The sequence below is a fragment of the Micromonospora sp. NPDC047187 genome (assembly GCF_040643355.1).
Taxonomy (GTDB): Bacteria; Actinomycetota; Actinomycetes; order Mycobacteriales; family Micromonosporaceae; genus Micromonospora; species Micromonospora salmantinae.
Map to the genome: position 1 here is coordinate 14204 of NZ_JBEYUF010000007.1, position 19264 is coordinate 33467.

Genomic DNA, 19264 nt, shown 5'->3' on the forward strand with positions numbered 1-19264 from the left:
CGAAGCGACGCTCCACGCGAACCCTACTCTCAAGTAATTTAGCGACCCGCGTCACATTAGGGGCTGGTGTGCCGGCCGGCAATGCCCCGATGGGCCAGCGCTGGGCGCTACCCGCCGACAGTGGGCACCGGAGTGCCAGCCGCGACGGTCGGCGGCGTGGTGGCCGGTGCGGCCACGTCGGTGGCGGAGGTCCCGGACGTCCGCCCACGCCCGGTGGATCGGCGCCGACCCTGCGACCCGAGCAGTTGCAGGGGCCGCTCGACGCCGTAGTAGCTGACCGCTGCGTACACCAGACCGAAGGCCATGGTGAGGGCGAAGGTGTTGAGCAGCCCGCCGGTGAACAGCTGTCGATCGTCGACCAGGTAGATGAGTTCGATGACCATGGGGTGCCACAGGAACAGCCCGTACGAGACCGCGCCGAGCCACCGGGCGGACGAGCTGCCGAAGATCTCCTTGGCCCGGCTCGGCCCGCCGAAGGCCACCGGGATCAGGATCAGTGCCGCGATCACGAGGTAGAGGGCCAGCTTGACGCCGAACTCGGCGGCCGTCGGCTCGGTGAGGTCGCGGGGGCCGGCGACGGGCGTCGTCGCGATCGCCATCAGGCCGACGGCGGCGGCCCAGCAGGTGACCGGTGCCGAGGCCAGGTCGTCCAGGACCCGGAAGGCCGCGGGCGCGGTCCCGGTGCGCAGGGCGACGTGCGCCGCCGCCAGTGCCATGCCGGTGCCGAACCAGGCGGCGTACGAGGGGAACCACATGGTGTGCAGGGCGGCGTCGAGCCAGCCGAGCCCCATCAGGGTGAGCCATCCAGCGGTCAGCAGCGCACTTCCGCTGACGATCACGATGGTCCGGACCGGACGCCAGGACCGGCCGACGGCGAGCACGGCGACCAGCGGCAGGATCAGGTAGAACACGACCTCGGTGGCGAGACTCCAGGTCTGGCTGAGCCCGGCGCGCAACTGCCCGGCCTGGTAGATCTGGGTGAAGGTGAGGTGGCGGATCCAGTCGCCGACGGACGCCTGCCCGTTCTGCGGCAGGACGATCAGGCAGACCACGATCGCCAACCAGTAGGCGGGCAGAATGCGCAGGGCTCGCCGCCACAGGTAGCGCTTGGCGCGGGGTCGGGCCCGTCCCGTCGCGGCGTTGAGCGCCCACGGCCGAAACAGCAGAAACCCGGACAGTACGAAGAAGATGGCGACGCCGACGTCCAGTCGAGCCAGCCAGCCGCCCCAGGGGGTGTTCATGGTGACGGCGGTCTGGAACCCGACGTGGTGACCGACGACCGCCACCGCGCCGATTGCTCGCAGCGCGTCGAGGGCGGGAAGTCGGCCGGTTACCGAAGGCTCCGAAACTGTTGGCGCGGCGGCTGTGGACATCTGGACATCCAGGGGGTCGCTTTGAAGGTGACCGGGGAGTAACCTCCCGCCATGTTAAGGATCGGGTGCCCCGGACAACAGGTCGTAGGGCGGCAGGTTACAGGAGGATGAGTGAAGCTTCGCGTGGGCGCCGCGCTCTTCGGGCTTGGCGTCTTATTGCTGGTCTTCGCGGCCGGGCTGCCGTTTTATGTGGCCCCCGCCGTGACCAAGCTCCCCTACGATCTTGAGCCAACGACGTCCGTCGCCGAGGCGAAGAACGCCAGGTTCCTGAAGATCACGGCCACCGGCAGCTCGGTGAGCATCGAGGTTCCGCAGGGCGACCTGGTGTCCAACGTGGAGGTCATTCCACAGCCCGACGACACCAAGGATCGGCTGCCCGAGGACCTCAAGGGCGACGCGGTGATCTGGGACGTCTACCAGACGGTCCGGCGCACCGACAACCAGGACGTGGTCAGCCAGTACAGCACCGAACTCGCTCTCTACCGGATCTCCGGTGCGGCCGCCTCGTGGAAGGACCAGTGGCTCAACGAGACCGGGGCGGACGGGACTCCGGTCGGCAACGTGAAGTACACCGGCCAGATCTACAAGTTCCCGTTCGGCACCGCCAAGCGCGACTACCAGGTCTTCGACCGTGACCTGAAGCGGGCTGTCCCGGCCAAGTTCGTCGGCACCGAGAAGATCAAGGGCATCGAGGCGTACCGCTTCGAGCAGCGGATCGAGAACGAGGTGCTGGCCACCCCGGAGAGCAGCATCCAGACGCTGGTCGGCAAGTTCGCGCCCGGCGCCACCAGCGGCCAGGTCGTCTACAGCAACATCCGTACGCTCTGGGTGGACCCGGTCACCGGCTCCTACGTGAACGTGCGGGAGCAGCAGCACAAGGAGTTGCGCCCCAACACCGGCACCCCCACGGTGTTGTTGGACGCGGACTTCAACTACACCGACGACACTGTCAGCCGCAGTGTCGAGACGGTCAAGGACAACCGCTTCAAGATCGGCCTGATCAGTTTCTGGGGCCCGATCGTCGCTGGTGTCCTCGGTCTGATCGCTGTCGTCTTCGGTGTGTGGCTGGTGATCCGACCCGAGGGTGGGACGGCCCGGCACCGCGCCGAGCCGGCGGTCGACGATCCGACGCCGACCCGGGTGGACCAGGAACCGGTACGCGACACGGACACCGTCGAGCAGCCCAGGCCGCAGCCGGTCGGCGGGCCACTGAGCGACGAGATCCCGCCGGCTACGACCAACTGGAAGTCGGAGGACCCGACTGTGCCGACCCAGCGACCGGCTCCGGGCGAGGTGGAGCAGCGCTGACGCGCGTACGACCGGACGTACGACCGAGGGGTGGGCCGCGACGCGGTCCGCCCCTCGGCCATGTGGCAACCCGTACGACCTGCGTGCTTTACATTTGTTATTCGATTGTAATTAGTCAATGTAGTGTCACGTTGCGCTGATCCCGCCACCACCCTGCGCCCGTCTTGTGGTCATACAAGAGGGTTGCGAGGCCGAATTCGTTCACTTTCGGTGATGCCCCACCTCCTCCTGGTCGCCTCACTGTTACCGCCCGGTAATCAGGGGGTTGTGACCTGCGCCGCAACGGGTGCACCATCAAGCCCGATGGTTACCAGCCGGTAACAGAACGCGGGCTCCCAGTGCGGGCCGCCCGCTCGGGACCGGCCACTCGCGCGCATCGACCCGAGGAGGAACCCCGTGCAGGATCGGTTGGACAGTCAGGGTCGTACCCGATGGTGGCGTTTCGCCGCCATGATGGTGCCCGCCACGGCGGCTGCCGGTGCCATCCTCTTCGGAATGTCGACCGGCGCGATCGCGTCCGACATCACGGTCTCCGGGCAGACATTCAAGATCGGCGCCGACCGCCTGGAGGGCGACGGCTTCAAGCAGTACGGCGGCATCGTCCGCGAGAAGGGCAAGGACGGGAAGTCCGGGCAGGTCCACCCGATCGCGCTCTCCGAGATCAGCAGCGCCGAGTTGTACAGCCTCTGCCAGTCCGTCCGCGCCGACCTGCCGGGCCTGCCGGTGGTGCTCACCATCAACGCCGGCGAGGGCAAGGAACCCGCCCGCGCCAAGGACCTGCTGATAGCGATGGACTCGTTGAACGGCAACGCGACCTTCACCAACATCAGGATTGGTCGGGACGCCACCGACCTGAACCCGACGGCGCAGGCCGGCTCGTTCGGCCAGAACTCCGACCACGTCACCATCACCAACCTGCAACAGGTGTCCCGCTACACCACGGCGGCCACCTTCAACCTGGTCGGACTCCGACTCAAGGTCAACGTGGGTGACGACGCGAAGGGCAAGGAGTGCTTCTGAGCTGAGCCGAGGCCCGCGGTGGTCGACACCCCGGGCCCATGCCCCCGTCCCCGCTCGGTCCCGTCCCCGCTCGGCCAGGAGGAGTACGTGACAACCGCGAACCCGTCCCACGCCCGGCCCGGTGGTCCGGCTCAGGTGTGGCGGCTCTTCCGCCGCTGGCAGCGCAGCCGGCCGTTCTGGGGCGGGTTGCTCATCGCCCTGGCCGGGCTGGAGATGTTCGCCTCCACCCGGATGACCCTCAACGGTCTCAGCTTCCACAGCGGCGCGACCGGCCTGCTCTCGCTGCTGATCCCGATCATCCTGGTGACCTGTGGCCTGCTGCTCTGGTTCACCCCGGCACAGCGGCTGTTCTACTCGGTCGTCGCGGCGGTCACCGCTGTGTACTCGCTGATCGGGCTCAACCTGGGCGGCTTCTTCGTCGGTCTGCTGCTCGGCATCGTCGGCAGCGCGCTCGCCTTCGCCTGGACCCCGATCCACCCCGCACCACCCACCCCGCAGCCGGCCGGGATCGAGCAGAACGGCGACGACCTGGGCGTGGCCGGCGTCGGTCTGGCCGGCGTCGGCCTGGCTGGTGTTGACAGCGACAGATCCGACAGCGGCGGCGCCGAGCAGGACGGTGTCGTGCCTGTCGATCATTCGGGGGACGGAGCGTCCGACGAGGGTGCGCCGCCCGAACGGCCGGGACGTTCCGCTGATCCGCGAGCCTTCGCCGTCGCTCTCGTGGTGCTCGGCCTGGCGGCCGTCGGCCTGGCCAGCCAGCCCCGAGCGGTCCAGGCCGCACCGAACCGACCGGCCTCGACCGGCTGTCCCACCCCGCCCCGGGCCGTCACCCCGTCGCCCAGTCGCAGCGCGGCCACGCCGACGCCCACCCCGAGCCCGGCGCGGGGCGGCAACGTGATCACCGACATCCTGGACGGGATCGGCGATCTGCTCGGCATTGGGGGCCAAGAGGACCCGGCGCCCCCGGTGCCTCCCACCGCCACGCCGACACCCCGACCGACCAGCACGGCGACGCCCCGCCCGGGCCCCACCGACTGCCCGTCGCAGCCCCCGGGCAAGCCGACCCCGGGCAAACCCGCAACGCCGGCACCCGGCAGGCCGGAAACGGTGCAGCCGGGCAAGCTCCTGCCACGGATCGCCGCCGATCCGGGCCAGCCGACGGTGGCCCAGACGCCGTCGAAGCTCACCGGGTCGTCGGTGCGGATGACCGGGCTGCGGTTCGACGGGGTCACGGACCTGCACACGGTGAAGGGCGACCTCAAGGTGCTGAAGTTCAGCATGCGGGAGGCGGTGACCACCGACTTCCTGCTGCGGGCCGACGGCCCCGCAGGGCGCAACCAGCGGTACGCGACCAACCAGTTGACAGTGCGGGGAGACGTGGCCTTCTACGCGACCCGGTTCGTCGGCCGGCTGCTCGGCATCAAGATCACGCTGACTCCGGATCTGCCGCTACCGGACGGCCTTCCGATCACCTCGCCGATCCCGATCACGTTCACCGACCCCGCCATCGACCTGGCGTACGTCACCAGCGACACGCTGACCGCCCGCCCGGCGTTGGCACTCACCCTCGGCTGAGCGCACCGCCACAGAGCGGCCTCGGGGTGGAGCAGTCGGCCGCGCGAGCGGCCTCGGCTCGGGCGTGGCCGCGCGCGGCGACGGACTCGTCGTACCGTCGGCGCGCGCAGCCACCGCCCGGTCAGAGCCGGGCCAGCGCCCGGCGCAGCGGGTCGAGACCCAGCGCACCCAGGTCCAACGCCTGCCGGTGGAACTCCCGCAGGTCGAAATCGGCGCCCTTGCGGGCCTTGGCGTCCTCGCGGGCCTGGAGCCAGATCCGCTCACCCACCTTGTACGACGGCGCCTGCCCCGGCCAACCCAGGTAGCGGTTCAGCTCGAAGCGCAGGTTCTCGTCCGGAACCCGGCAGTGCGCGCGCATGAACTCCCAGCCCAGCTCGGGCGTCCATCGTTCGCCCGGGTGGAAACCGAACGGATTGTCCTTCGGGATCTCCAGCTCCAGGTGCATGCCGATGTCCACGATCACCCGTGCCGCGCGCATCGCCTGGCCGTCGAGCATGCCCAGCTTGTCGCCCGGATCCTCCAGGTAGCCCAGCTCGTCCATCAGCCGCTCCGAGTAGAGCGCCCAGCCCTCACCGTGCCCGGAGACCCAGCAGAGCAGCCGCTGCCAACGGTTGAGCAGGTCGGCCCGGACGGCGGTCTGCGCCACCTGGAGATGGTGACCCGGCACGCCCTCGTGGTAGACCGTTGTCACCTCCCGCCAGGTGGAGAAGTCGCTGATGCCCTGCGGCACCGCCCACCACATCCGACCGGGGCGGGAGAAGTCCTCACTCGGGCCGGTGTAGTAGATGGCGCCGTCGCTGGTCGGTGCGAGGCAGCACTCGATGCGGCGGACCTGCTCCGGGATGTCGAAGTGGGTGCCGTGCAGCTCGGTGATCGCCTTGTCGGCCAGCGCCTGCATCCAGTCCCGGAATGCCTCCTTGCCCTGGATGGTCCGGGCCGGGTCGGCGTCCAACGTGGTGACGGCCTCGTCGACTGTGGCACCGGAGCCGGCGATGCGCCCCGCCACGACCCGCATCTCCGCCTCCAGGCGGGCCAGCTCCGCGAAGCCCCAGGCGTACGTCTCGTCCAGGTCGACCTTGGCGCCGAGGAAGTACTGCGAGGCGAGTTCGTAGCGCTCCCGGCCGGCGGCCTGCTTGTCCCGCCCGTGCGGGGCCAGCTCGGTACGCAGGAACTGGCCGAACTCGGCTGTCGCCGCGGTCGCCGCCGCCGCACCTCGACGCAGTTCCGAGCCGAGCGTGCCCTCCGCCCCGAGCCGCTCGACCAGCCCGTGGAAGAAGTTGTCACCGGTCGGGTCGACCCAGATGTCGCACTGCTTGGCCACCTCGACCAGCTGCACCTTCGAGCTGACCTCACCGGCGGCGAGAGCCTCACGCAGCGTGGTCTTGTAGCCCTCCAGTGCGGCGCCGAAGCCGTTGAGCCGGGCGGCGATGTTGGCCTGGTCGTCGCTGGTCGCGGTGGGCATCAGGTCGAACACCATGCGGATCTCGTGCAGCCCGCTGGTGATCACGCTGACCTCGCTGGTCACCTCGCCGGCGTCGTACCGGGCGAGGTCCAGGCCGAGCCGTTCCTGCATGGCCTCCTTGGCGGTCCGTTCCGATTCGGTCTCCGGCTCGGTCACCTCCAGCTCGGCGAGGGTCCGGCGGGTGAGGTCCGCGCGCGCGCCGTAGCCGTCGGGCGAGAGGTCGTCGAGCTGGTCGTCATGGCCGGCGATGCCGACGAAGGTGGCGCCGGTGGGGCTCAACGGCGCCCACTCGGCCACGTAGCGGTTGGCGAGTTCATCAATTCGTCCCACGCTGCGACCCTACGTGACCACCCCACCCCCATGTCGCCGGCGTTTGTCGTGTTCGAGCTGCGGGTTCAGGTGCGGCGTGACGGCCGAAAGGCGCGCGACTTTGTCGCACGGTTGCGGCAGAGTGTCAGGGGTGACCACCGATACCACTCCTGACAAAGCGCCGGTCCGCGCCTGGCTGCCCGGCTTTGTCGCCCTCGCCGCGATCTGGGGTTCCAGCTTTCTCTTCATCAAGGTCGGGGTGGCCGAGCTGCACCCTGTGCAACTCACCCTCTACCGGGTCGTCGCCGGCGCGTTGACACTGCTGGTGGTCCTCGCCGTGCTGCGCGACCGGCTGCCCCGCGAGCCCCGGGTCTGGGCACACCTGACAGTCGTCGCCGCCTTCGGCGTGGCAGTGCCGTTCACCCTCTTCGGCTACGGCGAGCAGCGGGTCGAGTCGATGTTGGCCGGCATCTGGAACGCCACCACGCCGTTGATCGTGCTGCCGATGGCGGTGCTGGTCTTCCGCACCGAGCGGCTCACAGTGCGCCGTGCGGTCGGGCTCGGGCTGGGCTTCGTCGGGGTGCTGGTGGTCCTCGGGGTCTGGGAGGGCATCGGCGGGGCGCACTTCACCGGGCAGCTCATGTGCTTCGGTGCGGCGGCCTGCTACGGCGTGTCCATCCCGTACCAGAAGCGGTTCGTCGCCGGCAGCGCGTACTCGGGTCTGTCGCTCTCCACCGCTCAACTGCTGCTCGCGGCCGCGCAGCTGGCCATCGTCACCCCCTTCGTCGCCGGCCTGCCGCCGCTGCCCACCGAACTGTCGGCGGGGGTGGTGGCAAGCGTGCTGACCCTCGGCGCGCTCGGCACCGGGCTCGCGTTCGTGATCAACATGCGCAACATCCGGGTGGCCGGTGCGAGCACCGCGTCCACAGTCACGTACCTGATTCCGATCTTCGCGGTGTTGATCGGTGCTCTGGCGCTCGACGAACGCCTCAACTGGCACCAACCGGTCGGCGCGCTGATCGTGCTGCTCGGGGTCGCGGTCTCGCAGGGAATGTTCGGTCGCCGCCGGAGCAGCCCGGTCGTCGGCGTCGGCGCTCCCGCCACACCCGCCGCCGAACCCGCCCGCCGCTGACACACCACCGCCCGACCAGCGCCGGACTGGTCAGGTGCGGTCGTGCGTCCAGGCCACCAGTTGCTCCGCCGACCAGGTGTTGATCACCCGGTCGGCGGGGACGCCGCAGAGGGCGGCGCGTTCACAACCGAATCGTTGCCAGTCGAGTTGGCCGGGCGCGTGCGCGTCGGTGTTGATGGCGAACCGGCAGCCGGCCTCCAGGGCGCGGCGGATCAGGCGTTTCGGCGGGTCCTGCCGCTCCGGCCGAGAGTTGATCTCGACGGCGGTGTCGTGCTCGGCGCAGGCGGCGAAGACGGCGTCCGCGTCGAAGTCGCTCTCCGCCCGGGTACGCGCGCGGTGCCCCCGATCGCCCGGACCGGTCACCCCGGCCGGGCGGGACGACACCATCCGGCCGGTGACATGACCGAGGATGTCCAGGTGCGGGTTGGCGACCGCCTTCAGCATGCGCCGGGTCATCTTCGACCGCTCGTCCTTCAGGCCGCTGTGCACCGACCCGACCACCACGTCGAGCCGCGCCAGCAGGTCGTCGTCCTGGTCCAGGGAGCCGTCGGCGAGGATGTCCACCTCGATCCCGGTGAGGATCCGGAAACCCTCGGGCAGCGCAGCGTTGACCTGCGCCACGTGGTCGAGCTGCCGGCGCAGCCGCTCCGCGGTCAGCCCCCGGGCCACCGTCAGCCGGGGCGAGTGGTCGGTCAGCACCAGGTACTCGTGGCCCAACTCCACAGCGGCCAGCGCCATCTCCTCGATCGGTGAGCCGCCGTCGGACCAGTCCGAGTGGGTGTGACAGTCGCCGCGCAGGGCGGCGCGCAGCGCCGTGGCCTCGGCGTCCAGGTCGCTGCCCTCGGTCGCCACCAGCCGGCGGAGGTAGACCGGTTCCTCACCGGCGAGGGACTCCGCCACGCAGCGGGCCGTGACGTCACCGACACCGGCCAGTTCGGTGAGCGTGCCGTTGCCGGCCCGTTCGGTCAGCTCGGCCGCAGGCAGCCCGGCCAGCGCCTTCGCCGCCGACCGGAACGCGCGTACCCGGTAGGTGGCCTCGTTCGCCCGTTCCAACAGGAACGCGATCCGGCGCAGGTCGGCGATGGGATCTCTCGCGCGAGCCATGTCAGGGCGCCTTCGGGCAGCCGTGCCTGCGTTGCCACGCGGTGACCTCGGCGGCCGGCTCGCGGTTGCCGCCGCGCCGCCACGAGTCCAGGTAACGCGCCGGCCAGATCACCCCGCGCCGGATCCACCAGCCGTCCTTGCCGGCGCACGCCGGCGAGATGCCGAAGTGCACATGACACACGTTGTTCGCGTTGCCGGTGCGGCCCACCTTGCCGAGCTGCTGCCCGGCGCGGACCCGCACCCCGGCCTCGACTCCGCTGGTCACGACACTCAGGTGCGAGCCGTAGTAGCGCACCCCGTCGTCGCCGAGCAGGGCGACCGACAGGCCGCCGTTGTTCGGGCCCTGTGGCCCACGCTTGCGGTACCGGTCCACGCGGCTCACCTCCAGCACCGTCCCGTCGGTCACCGCCACGAACGGTTCGCCGCAGTCGGCGAAGAGATCCGTCCCCGGGTACGCCCCGTGCGTCGGGTGGTAGTCGACGTTGTCGGCGCGTACCGGAAAGACGTGCTTGAGCCCGGTGCGGGGTGCAGTCGTCGACGGCCTGGCCGACGACGGCGCCGGGGAGCTCGGGTCGGTCGCCGCCGGCGTGGGCGGCTGCGACGCCGGCTGGTCGGCGGTCGCCCAGACCGAAGGTGGCGTCGGCGCGGCACCGTCGGGCACCCCCGGCCGGGTGGTCGCACAGCCGGCGGCCAGCACCGGGGCGAGCAGCAGCAGGATCGGGTACGCCGGACGAGCGCGGCGGCTGATCGTCGGCGAGGACATCCGGTCATCCTGGCAGAGCCGGTACGGTGGGCACGAGCGGCACGCGTGAGGGAGGGCAGCGACGGTGACCATTGCCCGACCCGAGCCTGGCCCGGATTTCGGTGCCGTCCGCCCGGTGCCGCGTACCCCGTCGGGTCTCTTCCCCTCCGGCCCACCGATGCGGCCCACCTACCGCGAGCCGCACCCGGTCACCGGCGGTGGTGTCGCAGCCGGTGGCGGTGCGGCGGCCGGTTGGCTGCTGCTGTTCGGCCTGCTCGGCACCGACGTGGCCAGCTACGGGTGGTGGACTGTGTTCGCCGGCCTGCTGGCCTGGGTCACCGCCCTGGTGCTGGTCCGATACGGCGACCGAGGGGTGGCCACCGGGGTCGCCATCGTCACGGCGGGTGGTTGGAGCATCGCCGCCGCCGTGGTGGCGGTCCGCTGGGCAACCAGTGGTGACTGGCCGCTGTGGTGACCGGCACGGACGGGCCCCGAAACGGCGCTCGGTGACTGCACCGTGTGCCCGGTTGGCTGCGTAGCGAACGCCGTCTTGACGTGGCCGCCGAGACTCGGCACGCTCGGGACCATGGCCTGGACCACTCCCCGGCAGGATCCCGATCGCAACCGCCGTCGACTGCAGTTGCTGGCCGAGTTGGCGGGCGCCCGGGCGGTCCGCCAGCGCAGCCGACCGCAGCGGCAGCGCACCGAGCGTCTGCGCCAGCTCATCGCCACCCGCCGTCGAGTCGTCGGCTGATCCGACTTTGTCAGGAATGACCCGCCCTTCGGGGCGTTGACGGGTCGCCTGCCGACCCGACCGGCTAACGTGCACGCGTAACGAGTCGACGCTGTGTCGAGGGCTATTGGGGGGACCGTGTCGTACTTCGCTGCGGCCGTGGTGCGCGACGACAGTGGCTGGACCGCCGCCGAGGTCAGCCTGCGTGGCGCCACCGACATCGACGAGGTTGCCGACCGGCTGCGTGACGTCGACCAGGAGGCCGACGTGTCGCTGCTCTTCGTCGAGGCCGACGACGCGTATCTGGTGATCCTGCGCCTCGACGAGGGCGAGGACCTGCGGGTGTTCGGTTCGGACTCCGCGTACGCCGAGGAGTCGCAGCTCGGGTCGCTGCTGGTCGGTGACCTGAAGACGTCGGTCACCGGGCTCGACGGTGACGACGAGCCACGCCCGGTGAGCACCGGTGACGAGGAGAGCGAACAGCCCGTCGTCGACCCGGAGGCCGACCCGGTCGGTGACGCCGACCTGCTGGCCAACCTGGGCATCTCCGCGCAGAAGCTGCTGACCCTCTGCACCCACGAGGGGATGATGCCGGCGGACGTCACCGCCGAGATCTGCCAGGTGCTCGGCTGCGCCGACGAGGTCGAGGAGCTGCGTGAGGTCTGAGCCGGCCGACGCCACCGATCCGTCGCTGGAGTCGATCCGACCGGGCCAGCCGACCCCCGGCGCTGTGGGCCGTGCCGGGCCCGGCGCCCACGAGGGCCTGGCCGACCTGGGCGAGGTCGGCCGACGACAGCGGCACGAGCTGTGGATGCGCCGCGCCCTGGAGATCGCCGTCGCCGGTCCACCCGTCGACGACACGGTCACCGACGTCGACGACGTACCGGTGGGGGCGGTCCTCTACGGGCCGGACGGCACCGAGTTGGCCACCGGACGCAACGAGCGCGAGCTGACCGGCGACCCCACCGCCCACGCCGAGGTGCTGGCCCTGCGCCGGGGCGCCGAGCGCACCGGCCGGTGGCGGCTGGACGGCTGCACCCTGGTGGTCACCCTCGAACCGTGCACCATGTGCGCCGGGGCGCTGGTGCTGGCCCGGGTCTCCACAGTCGTGTTCGGCGCGTGGGAGCCCAAGACCGGCGCGGCCGGATCGCTCTGGGACGTGCTGCGGGACCGTCGGCTCAACCACCGCCCCGAGGTCTACGGCGGGGTGCTGGAGGCCGAGACCGCCACCGTCCTGCGCGCGTTCTTCCGCTGAAGCGGGCCGCCGGTCAGGCCGGCGGCAGGGTGACAGTGACGATCAGACCGCCGTCCGGGCGGGGCTGCGCCTCGGCGGTGCCGCCGTGGGCCCGGGCCACCGCGCGGACGATGGACAGCCCCAGCCCGAAGCCCCGCGCGCCCACGACCCGCTCCCGCGACAGCCGTCGGAAGGGCTGGAACATCGTCTCGACGTCGTAGCCGGGGATGACCGGGCCGGTGTTTGTCACAGTGAGGGTGGGCCGGCCGTCGACCAGCCCGGTGCGCACCTCCACCCAACCGTCGGCGGGCAGGTTGTGGCGCAACGCGTTCTCCACCAGGTTGAACGTGAGCCGCTCCAACAGCACCGGGTCGCCGCTGGTCAGCGCCGGAGCCAGGGCCCGCCGAACCCGCACGTCGGGCGCCTGCTTCCCGGCCTGGTCGGTCGTGTGCGCGCAGACCTCGGCCAAGTCGACCGGCGTACGCTCGGTCAGTTCGTTCTCCGAGTCGGCCAGGGTCAGCAGACCGTCGATCAGCCGCTCGTGGCGTTCGTTGACCGCCAGTAGCGACTCGCCCAGTCGCCGGGTCTCCGCCGAGGCGTCCGGGCGGGTGACAGCCAACTCCACCAGGGCGCGGTTGAGCGCCAGCGGCGTACGCAGCTCGTGCGAGGCGTTCGCCACGAACCGGCGCTGCCCGTCGAAGGAACGGTCCAGCCGTTCCAGCATCTCGTCGAAGGTGTCGGCGAGTTCGCGTACCTCGTCGGGAGGGCCGGTGAGCGCGATCCGCTCGTGCAGACCACGGCCGGCGGTGTCCGCGCCGGCGATCCGGCGGGCGGTGCCGGTGATCTGGAGCAGGGGCTGCAACGCCCGACCGGCGAGCAACCAGCCGAACGCGATCGCCACCGTCGACACCACGATCAACGCGATACCGCCCTGGGTCAGCAGCGACTCCAGGGCGTTGCGCTTCGCCTCGTCCTGCAACTCCTGCAACAGGGTGCGCAGGTTGTCGACGTTCTGCCCGCTGGGCGTCGTGGGGGCGGTCTTCGGCAGGTCGCTCAGCTTCACCCCGAACGGCTGCGGCATCCGCTGATCCACCAGCACGTACGTGACGGCGAGCAGAACCACGCCGGCCAACAGGAAGAGCCCGCCGTAGATGAGGGTGAGCCGGGCGCGGATCGTGAGGCGTTTCATCGGATCTGGTACCCCGCCCCGGGGACCGTCTCGATCACCGGTGGGTCGCCGAGTTTGCGGCGCAGCTTCATGACCGTCACCCGGACCACGTTGGTGAACGGGTCGATGTGCTCGTCCCAGGCGCGTTCCAGCAGGTCCTCGGCGGAGACCACAGCGCCGTCGGCGCGCAGCAGCTCGGCCAGCACCGCGAACTCCTTGCGGGACAGCGCCACGTGCCGGTCGTCCCGGCGTACCTCGTGTCGGGCCGGGTCGAGCTGGATGCCGGCGCGACGCAGCGTCGGCGGCGCCGCCGGGCGGGACCGGCGGGTCAGCGCGTGCACCCGGGCCGACAGCTCGACCAGGGCGAACGGCTTGGTCAGGTAGTCGTCGGCACCGAGCGCCAACCCCGCCACCCGTTCCCGGACCGCCGCCGACGCGGTCAACATCAGCACCCGGGTCTCCCCGCCCGCGTCCACGATCGCCCGGCACACGTCGTCGCCGTGCACCACCGGCAGGTCCCGGTCCAGGACCACCACTGCGTACTCGTTGACGCCGAGCCGTTCCAACGCGGCGTCCCCGTCGTACGCCACGTCGACAGCGAACGACTCCCGACGCAGCCACTCGGCGATGGCGTCCGCCAGCACGTTCTCGTCCTCGACCACCAGCACTCTCACCCCTCCATGGTGCTCGGGGTGCGGTAACGCCGGCGTAACCGCCGACGGTAACGCCGGGGATACGCCCACTGCCGTGCACTGGTGTCACGTTCGGCGAACCGCGCCGGACCTGAGCGGAAGCGGACACCATGCGACGACAGATGCTTGCGATCCCCGTCCTGCTCGCCCTGGCGCTGTCCGGGTGCGGCGCGGGAGGCGACGACGGCGGCGGGGTCGCGACCGCCGGTGGCGCGAAGGCCGAGGCCACGGTGAGCGGCACGCCGGTCAGTGACTCGGAGCGGCAACTCGCCTTCGCCCGGTGCATGCGGGAGAACGGGGTGGACATGCCCGACCCGGAGCCGGGTGGCCGTCCCGGCTTCCGGTTCGGCGCGGACGTGGATCAGCAGAAGGTCCAGGCGGCCATGGAGAAGTGCCAGGACAAGCTGCCCAACGGCGGGCAGGGACCGCAGCTCAACCCCGAGCAGGCCGAGCAGATGCGCACGCTGGCCAAGTGCATGCGGGAGAACGGGGTGCCGGACTTCCCGGACCCGGACGCCGACGGGCGGGTCCGCATCGGGACGGGGGGCAACGCGATCAACATCGGCGACCCGGCCATGAAGGCCGCGCTGGAGAAGTGCCGGCAGCACGCGCCGCAGTTCGGGGCCGGCCGGTGACGGGCGCCATCCGACGCTCGCGGCTGCGCGCCGCCGTCACCGGCGGCGTCATCCTGCTGGTCGCCGCCGTGGGCGTGGTCGCCGCGGTGGGCTTCGGCGGCGGCTCCGACGGGGGCCGCGCCCAGGCCGGCAGCGCGCCACCCGCCACCGCCACTGTCACCCGGCAGACCCTCGCCGACTCGGAGACCGCTGACGGTGAGCTGGGGTACGGCGTGACGCGTACCGCCACGGCGAAGCTCAACGGCACCGTCACCGCGCTGGCGGCCACCGGGTCGACGGTACGGCGGGGCAAGGCGCTCTACCTGGTCGACAACGAGGAGGTGGTGCTGCTCTACGGCGGGTTGCCCGCGTACCGGACCCTCGCCCCCGGGGTGGAGGGGCCCGACGTCGCGCAGTTCGAGCGGAACCTCGAAGCGCTGGGCTACACCGGCTTCACTGTCGACGACGAGTACACCGGCGCCACCGCGGACGCCGTCCGGGACTGGCAGGAGGACCTGGGCCTGACCGAGACCGGTCGGGTCGAGCCGGGACGGGTCGTGTACGCCGACCGGGAGGTCCGGGTGGAGGGCCACCAGGTCGACGTCGGCGATCTCACCCAGCCCGGCCAGGCGGTGCTGACGTACACCGGCACCAGCCGGGTCGTCACCGTCGAGTTGGACGTGGACGACCAGCGGTTGGCCAAGCGCGACGCGAAGGTCACCGTGCGGTTGCCGGACGGCCGGTCGGTGGCGGGCACGATCAGCACTGTCGAGACGGTCGTCCAGGCCGGCGCGGCCGGTGCCAACGGGCAGGCCGCCGACGCCGAGACGAAGATCGAGGTGACAGTCGCGGTGACCGACCCGAAGGCCCTCACCGGCTTCGACCAGGCCAGCGCGGACGTCACGTTCACCGTCTCGGAGCGCCGCGACGTGCTCACCGTGCCGGTGGCGGCGCTGTTGGCGCTGGCCGAGGGCGGCTACGGCGTCCAGGTCGCCGAGGGCGACGCGAGCCGGGTCCTCGCGGTGACCACCGGGTTGTTCGCCGACGGCCGGGTGGAGGTCACCGGTACGGGCCTCACCGAGGGTACGACGGTGGTGGTGCCGACGTGAGCGGCGAGGTGATCGTGCTCGACCGGGTCAGCAAGCGGTACGCCGGCGGCGTCGTCGCGTTGGACGACGTGTCGCTGCGAATCGGTCACGGCGAGTTGGTAGCGATCGTCGGTCCGTCCGGATCGGGTAAGTCGACAATGCTGCACCTGATCGGCACCCTGGACCGGCCGTCGTCGGGCAGCGTGCTCATCGACGGGTACGACGCGGCGAAGCTGACCGACCGGGAGTTGTCCGCGCTGCGGGCCACCCGGATCGGCTTCGTCTTCCAGCAGTTCCACCTCGCCCCCGGCGTCCCGGTCGTGGACAACGTGGCCGACGGGTTGCTCTACTCCGGCGTACCGCTGCGGCGGCGGCGCGAACGGGCGGAGGCCGCGTTGGTCCGGGTCGGCCTGGGCCACCGGTTGGGGCACCGGCCGCACGAGCTGTCCGGCGGGGAACGGCAGCGGGTGGCAGTGGCCCGCGCGGTGGTCGGCGAGCCGGCGGTGCTGCTCGCCGACGAGCCGACCGGCAACCTGGACTCCCAGTCCGGTGCCGGGGTGTTGGAGTTGCTGCACGATCTGCACCGGGCCGGAACCACAGTCGTGGTGATCACGCATGACCGGGAGATCGCGGGAAGCCTGCCCCGACAGGTGCGGATGCGTGACGGCGCGGTGCGGCACGACTCGGCCCTCGCGTCGGGCGGTGTCGGCTGATGGCGACGCTGACCCCGGCCCGACTGCGGCCGGCGGACGTCGTGCGCGTCGGTGGGGTGGGGCTGCGGACCCGTCCGCTGCGGGCGTTCCTCTCCGCGTTGGGCATCGCGATCGGCATCGCCGCGATGATCGCGGTGGTCGGTATCTCCTCGTCGTCCCGAGCCGAGCTGGACCGGGCGCTCGACGCGCTCGGCACCAACCTGCTCACCGTCGAGCCGGGCAGCACCCTGTTCGGCGCGGACGCGCAACTGCCCGAGGAGTCGATCGCGATGATCGGGCGGATCGGTCCGGTGACCGAGGTGTCCGCGACCGGGCAGGTGCCCGACGCGAAGGTGTACCGCTCGGATCGGATCCCGGCGGCGGAGACCGGTGGCATCGCCACCCGGGCGGCCCGACTGGACCTGCTCGGCACCGTGGGAGCCGAGGTGACCACCGGCACCTGGCTCAACGAGGCGACCGCCCGCTACCCCGCGGTCGTGCTCGGCGCCACCGCCGCGCAGCGGCTCGGGATCACCTCGGCGGACCCGCAGGTGCAGGTGTGGCTGGGTGGACGGCCGTTCACAGTGGTCGGCACCCTCGCCGCCGCACCGCTCGCCCCGGAGTTGGACACGTCGGCGTTGGTCGGCTGGGCGGCGGCGGCCGAGTACCTGGGCTTCGACGGTCACCCGACGACCGTCTACACCCGGGCGCAGGAGTCGCAGGTCGAGGCGGTCCGGTCGGTGCTCGGCGCGACCACCAACCCGGAGGCCCCGAACGAGGTCGAGGTGTCCCGGCCCTCGGACGCACTGGCCGCCGCCGAGGCGACCGACGACGCGTTCACCGGCCTGTTGCTGGGCCTGGGCGCGGTCGCCCTGCTGGTCGGTGGGGTCGGCGTGGCGAACACCATGGTGATCTCGGTGCTGGAACGACGAGCCGAGATCGGCCTGCGCCGGTCACTGGGCGCCACCCGCGGTCAGGTACGGGCCCAGTTCCTCACCGAGTCGCTGCTGCTCTCCGCGCTCGGCGGAATCGGTGGGGTGGTGCTGGGCATCCTGGTCACAGCGGGCTACGCGCTGTCGCAGGACTGGCCGACAGTGGTGCCGGCCTGGGCGATGCTCGGCGGGGTGGGCGCGACAGTGGTCATCGGCGGTCTCGCCGGCCTCTACCCGGCGGTGCGCGCCGCCCGCCTTGCGCCGACGGAGGCGCTGGCCGCCGTGTGACCGGCGTGGCTCGGTTGGGCCGCGTGATGCGACAGAGCGTGATGACTGTGCGGCATATTTATGCCTCACAGTCATCACGCTCGTCGCGGTGACGCCGCCCGGACGGGTCAGGCGATGATCGTGTCGAGGGCGATCTCGACCATCTGGCTGAAGGTCTGCTCGCGCTCCTCCGAGGTGGTCTTCTCGCCGGTCTTGATGTGGTCGCTGACGGTCAACACGGTCAGTGCGCGGGCCTTGAACCGGGCCGCGATCGTGTAGAGCGCCGCCGACTCCATCTCCACCGCCAGCACGCCGTAGTCGGCGAGGGTGTCGTACAGGTCCGGGCGGTCGGTGTAGAAGGCGTCCGCCGCCAGGATCGGCCCCACGTGCATGGTGATGCCGCGTCGCTCGGCCACCTCGACCGACGTACGCAGCAGCCCGAAGTCGGCCACCGGGGCGTAGTCGATCAGCCCGTCGAAGCGCATCCGGTTCATGTTCGAGTCGGTGGACGACCCGATCGCGGCCACCACGTCCCGCAGTTGCAGGTCGGTGCTGAGGGCGCCACAGGAGCCGACCCGGATCAGCGTCTTCACGCCGTACTCGTTGATCAATTCGTGGGCGTAGATGGAGGCCGACGGCATGCCCATGCCGGAGCCCTGGACGGAAACCTCGACGCCGTTCCAGCGGCCGGTGAAGCCCAGCATGCCCCGAACCGTCGAGTAGCAGGTGGCGCCCTCGAGGTAGGTCTCCGCGATCCACTTGGCCCGCAGGGGGTCACCCGGCATCAGGACCCGCTCGGCGATCTCGCCCGGCTTCGCGCCGATGTGCGTACTCATGGCAAAGATCCTGCCAGGCCGGCTCGGGCGATACCGGTTCGGCGTCGGAACCGGCGGTCCTGTACCCTCGTCGGCGGTGGCGTGTCCGAGCGGCCTAAGGAGCACGCCTCGAAAGCGTGTGAGGGTTAACGCCCTCCGAGGGTTCAAATCCCTCCGCCACCGCTCTGTAGTGCAGAAACGCCCGGTCGATCCGCGAGGGTCGACCGGGCGTTTTCGCGTCAGAGCTGCTGCTCGCCGCCGTCGACGAACAGCTCGCCGCCGGTCATGAAGCTGCTCTGGTCGGAGGCGAGGAAGAGCGCCGCGTTGGCGATCTCGTCCGGGTGTGCCATGCGCTGCATGGGCACGCCCGAGGCGATGGTCTTCAGCAACCCGGGTGCCTCGGCGGGGCTGGGCGCGAGACCGGCGAGACCGGGGGTCTCGGTCGAGCCGGGCACCAGGGTGTTGACCCGGATCTTCCGGCCGATCAGCTCGGCGGCCCAGGTGCGGCCGAACGAGCGGATGGCCGCCTTGGACGCCGCGTAGACGCTGAACGCCGGGGTGCCGTTGCTGGCGGCAGTCGAGCCGGTGAGCACGATCGACGCGCCCTCGTTGAGCAGGGGCAGGGCCTTCTGCACTGTGAAGATGGTGCCGTAGATGTTGGTGTCGAAGGTGTTGGCCACGTGCTCGACCGTGATCGAGTCGAGCGAACGGAACTCCCCACCGCCGGCGTTGGCGAACACCACGTCCAGCCCAGCGCCCCGCTCCTCGATCGCCCGCATCACCCGGTCCAGGTCGTCGAGCTTGCTGACGTCGCTGGCGATGCCTGTGACGTTCGCGCCGATGCTGGCGACGGCCTCGTCCACTGGGCCCTTGCGGCGGCCGGTGACGAAGACGTACGCGCCTTCGGCGGCGAAGCGGCGGGCGGCGGCCAGGCCGATGCCCGTGGTGCCCCCGGTGACGAGGGCTGTCTTGCCGTCGAGCTGTCCCACGATGGATCTCCTCTG

At 71.1% G+C, this 19264-nt stretch carries 20 protein-coding genes and 1 tRNA gene; 13 read left to right on the forward strand and 8 right to left on the reverse strand.

Annotation, left to right across the window (positions count from 1 at the left end; translation table 11 throughout):
• Positions 1 to 107 precede the first annotated feature (107 nt).
• Entirely contained in the window at positions 108 to 1373 is a 1266-nt protein-coding gene (locus tag ABZ794_RS14170) for an acyltransferase (protein WP_357515788.1), read from the reverse strand.
• Positions 1374 to 1484: 111 nt separating this feature from the next.
• On the opposite strand from ABZ794_RS14170, the gene ABZ794_RS14175 reads away from it, so the two are divergent.
• From ABZ794_RS14175 to ABZ794_RS14185, 3 genes are all read left to right on the forward strand, one after another.
• A complete protein-coding gene (locus tag ABZ794_RS14175) occupies positions 1485 to 2681 on the forward strand; it encodes a DUF3068 domain-containing protein (RefSeq protein ID WP_210780726.1) in 1197 nt (398 codons plus the stop codon).
• A gap of 396 nt (positions 2682 to 3077) precedes the next feature.
• The gene (locus ABZ794_RS14180) at positions 3078 to 3701 is read left to right on the forward strand and encodes a DUF6230 family protein (RefSeq protein ID WP_112700053.1); all 624 of its coding nucleotides are present in this window, start codon (positions 3078 to 3080) and stop codon (positions 3699 to 3701) included.
• A gap of 87 nt (positions 3702 to 3788) precedes the next feature.
• A complete protein-coding gene (locus tag ABZ794_RS14185) occupies positions 3789 to 5276 on the forward strand; it encodes a DUF6114 domain-containing protein (protein ID WP_210780727.1) in 1488 nt (495 codons plus the stop codon).
• Positions 5277 to 5397: 121 nt separating this feature from the next.
• Here ABZ794_RS14185 and ABZ794_RS14190 read toward each other — a convergent pair whose 3' ends face one another.
• Positions 5398 to 7068, reverse strand: a complete 1671-nt coding sequence (locus tag ABZ794_RS14190; RefSeq protein ID WP_210780728.1) for a DUF885 domain-containing protein — start codon at positions 7066 to 7068, stop codon at positions 5398 to 5400.
• Between the two features lie 130 nt (positions 7069 to 7198).
• Between ABZ794_RS14190 and ABZ794_RS14195 the strand changes: the two genes are divergently transcribed.
• Positions 7199 to 8179: a DMT family transporter gene (locus ABZ794_RS14195; protein WP_210780729.1), complete on the forward strand. Its 981-nt coding sequence runs from the start codon at positions 7199 to 7201 to the stop codon at positions 8177 to 8179.
• Positions 8180 to 8209: 30 nt separating this feature from the next.
• Here ABZ794_RS14195 and ABZ794_RS14200 read toward each other — a convergent pair whose 3' ends face one another.
• The gene (locus tag ABZ794_RS14200; RefSeq protein WP_112639235.1) at positions 8210 to 9283 is read right to left on the reverse strand and encodes a PHP domain-containing protein; all 1074 of its coding nucleotides are present in this window, start codon (positions 9281 to 9283) and stop codon (positions 8210 to 8212) included.
• Between the two features lies 1 nt (position 9284).
• A complete protein-coding gene (locus tag ABZ794_RS14205; RefSeq protein ID WP_210780730.1) occupies positions 9285 to 10046 on the reverse strand; it encodes a M23 family metallopeptidase in 762 nt (253 codons plus the stop codon).
• 157 nt (positions 10047 to 10203) lie between these two features.
• On the opposite strand from ABZ794_RS14205, the gene ABZ794_RS14210 reads away from it, so the two are divergent.
• The 4 genes from ABZ794_RS14210 to ABZ794_RS14225 all read left to right on the forward strand — a co-directional run bounded on the left by ABZ794_RS14210 (position 10204) and on the right by ABZ794_RS14225 (position 12013).
• Complete coding sequence (locus tag ABZ794_RS14210; RefSeq protein ID WP_357516004.1) at positions 10204 to 10500, forward strand: hypothetical protein; 297 nt, start codon at positions 10204 to 10206, stop codon at positions 10498 to 10500.
• Between the two features lie 111 nt (positions 10501 to 10611).
• Positions 10612 to 10779 (forward strand): hypothetical protein, encoded by a 168-nt coding sequence (locus ABZ794_RS14215; protein WP_167362451.1) that lies wholly within the window; start codon positions 10612 to 10614, stop codon positions 10777 to 10779.
• 117 nt (positions 10780 to 10896) lie between these two features.
• Positions 10897 to 11424, forward strand: a complete 528-nt coding sequence (locus ABZ794_RS14220) for a tRNA adenosine deaminase-associated protein (RefSeq protein ID WP_210780732.1) — start codon at positions 10897 to 10899, stop codon at positions 11422 to 11424.
• Between the two features lie 145 nt (positions 11425 to 11569).
• Entirely contained in the window at positions 11570 to 12013 is a 444-nt protein-coding gene (locus ABZ794_RS14225; RefSeq protein WP_357516006.1) for a nucleoside deaminase, read from the forward strand.
• A 13-nt stretch (positions 12014 to 12026) separates the two neighbouring features.
• Here the strand turns inward: ABZ794_RS14225 and ABZ794_RS14230 are convergent, their stop codons facing one another.
• Positions 12027 to 13181: a HAMP domain-containing sensor histidine kinase gene (locus ABZ794_RS14230; protein ID WP_238690378.1), complete on the reverse strand. Its 1155-nt coding sequence runs from the start codon at positions 13179 to 13181 to the stop codon at positions 12027 to 12029.
• Positions 13178 to 13834 (reverse strand): response regulator transcription factor, encoded by a 657-nt coding sequence (locus ABZ794_RS14235; protein ID WP_181518658.1) that lies wholly within the window; start codon positions 13832 to 13834, stop codon positions 13178 to 13180. Before ABZ794_RS14235 ends, ABZ794_RS14230 begins: the two co-directional genes overlap by 4 nt.
• Positions 13835 to 13974: 140 nt before the next feature.
• Here ABZ794_RS14235 and ABZ794_RS14240 point away from each other — a divergent pair, with 140 nt between their 5' ends.
• From ABZ794_RS14240 to ABZ794_RS14255, 4 genes are read left to right on the forward strand one after another with little or no spacing between them, the layout of a single operon-like run.
• Positions 13975 to 14487 carry a hypothetical protein gene (locus ABZ794_RS14240; RefSeq protein ID WP_357515793.1) on the forward strand — a complete coding sequence of 171 codons (513 nt, stop codon included), beginning with the start codon at positions 13975 to 13977 and terminating at the stop codon, positions 14485 to 14487.
• On the forward strand, positions 14484 to 15575 hold the full coding sequence (locus ABZ794_RS14245; protein ID WP_357515795.1) for a peptidoglycan-binding domain-containing protein: 1092 nt from the start codon (positions 14484 to 14486) through the stop codon (positions 15573 to 15575). Before ABZ794_RS14240 ends, ABZ794_RS14245 begins: the two co-directional genes overlap by 4 nt.
• 8 nt (positions 15576 to 15583) lie before the next feature.
• Positions 15584 to 16267, forward strand: coding sequence for an ABC transporter ATP-binding protein (locus tag ABZ794_RS14250; RefSeq protein WP_210780919.1), 684 nt, complete (start codon positions 15584 to 15586; stop codon positions 16265 to 16267).
• Positions 16267 to 17466, forward strand: coding sequence for an ABC transporter permease (locus ABZ794_RS14255; protein ID WP_357515796.1), 1200 nt, complete (start codon positions 16267 to 16269; stop codon positions 17464 to 17466). The genes ABZ794_RS14250 and ABZ794_RS14255 overlap by 1 nt, the downstream gene beginning before the upstream one ends.
• Positions 17467 to 17573: 107 nt before the next feature.
• Here ABZ794_RS14255 and deoD read toward each other — a convergent pair whose 3' ends face one another.
• Positions 17574 to 18281 (reverse strand): purine-nucleoside phosphorylase, encoded by a 708-nt coding sequence (gene deoD / locus ABZ794_RS14260; protein WP_074315244.1) that lies wholly within the window; start codon positions 18279 to 18281, stop codon positions 17574 to 17576.
• A 75-nt stretch (positions 18282 to 18356) separates the two neighbouring features.
• Between deoD and ABZ794_RS14265 the strand changes: the two genes are divergently transcribed.
• Positions 18357 to 18443, forward strand: a tRNA-Ser gene (locus tag ABZ794_RS14265).
• A 56-nt stretch (positions 18444 to 18499) separates the two neighbouring features.
• Here ABZ794_RS14265 and ABZ794_RS14270 read toward each other — a convergent pair.
• A complete protein-coding gene (locus ABZ794_RS14270; protein WP_210780737.1) occupies positions 18500 to 19249 on the reverse strand; it encodes an SDR family oxidoreductase in 750 nt (249 codons plus the stop codon).
• Between the last annotated feature and the right edge of the window lie 15 nt (positions 19250 to 19264).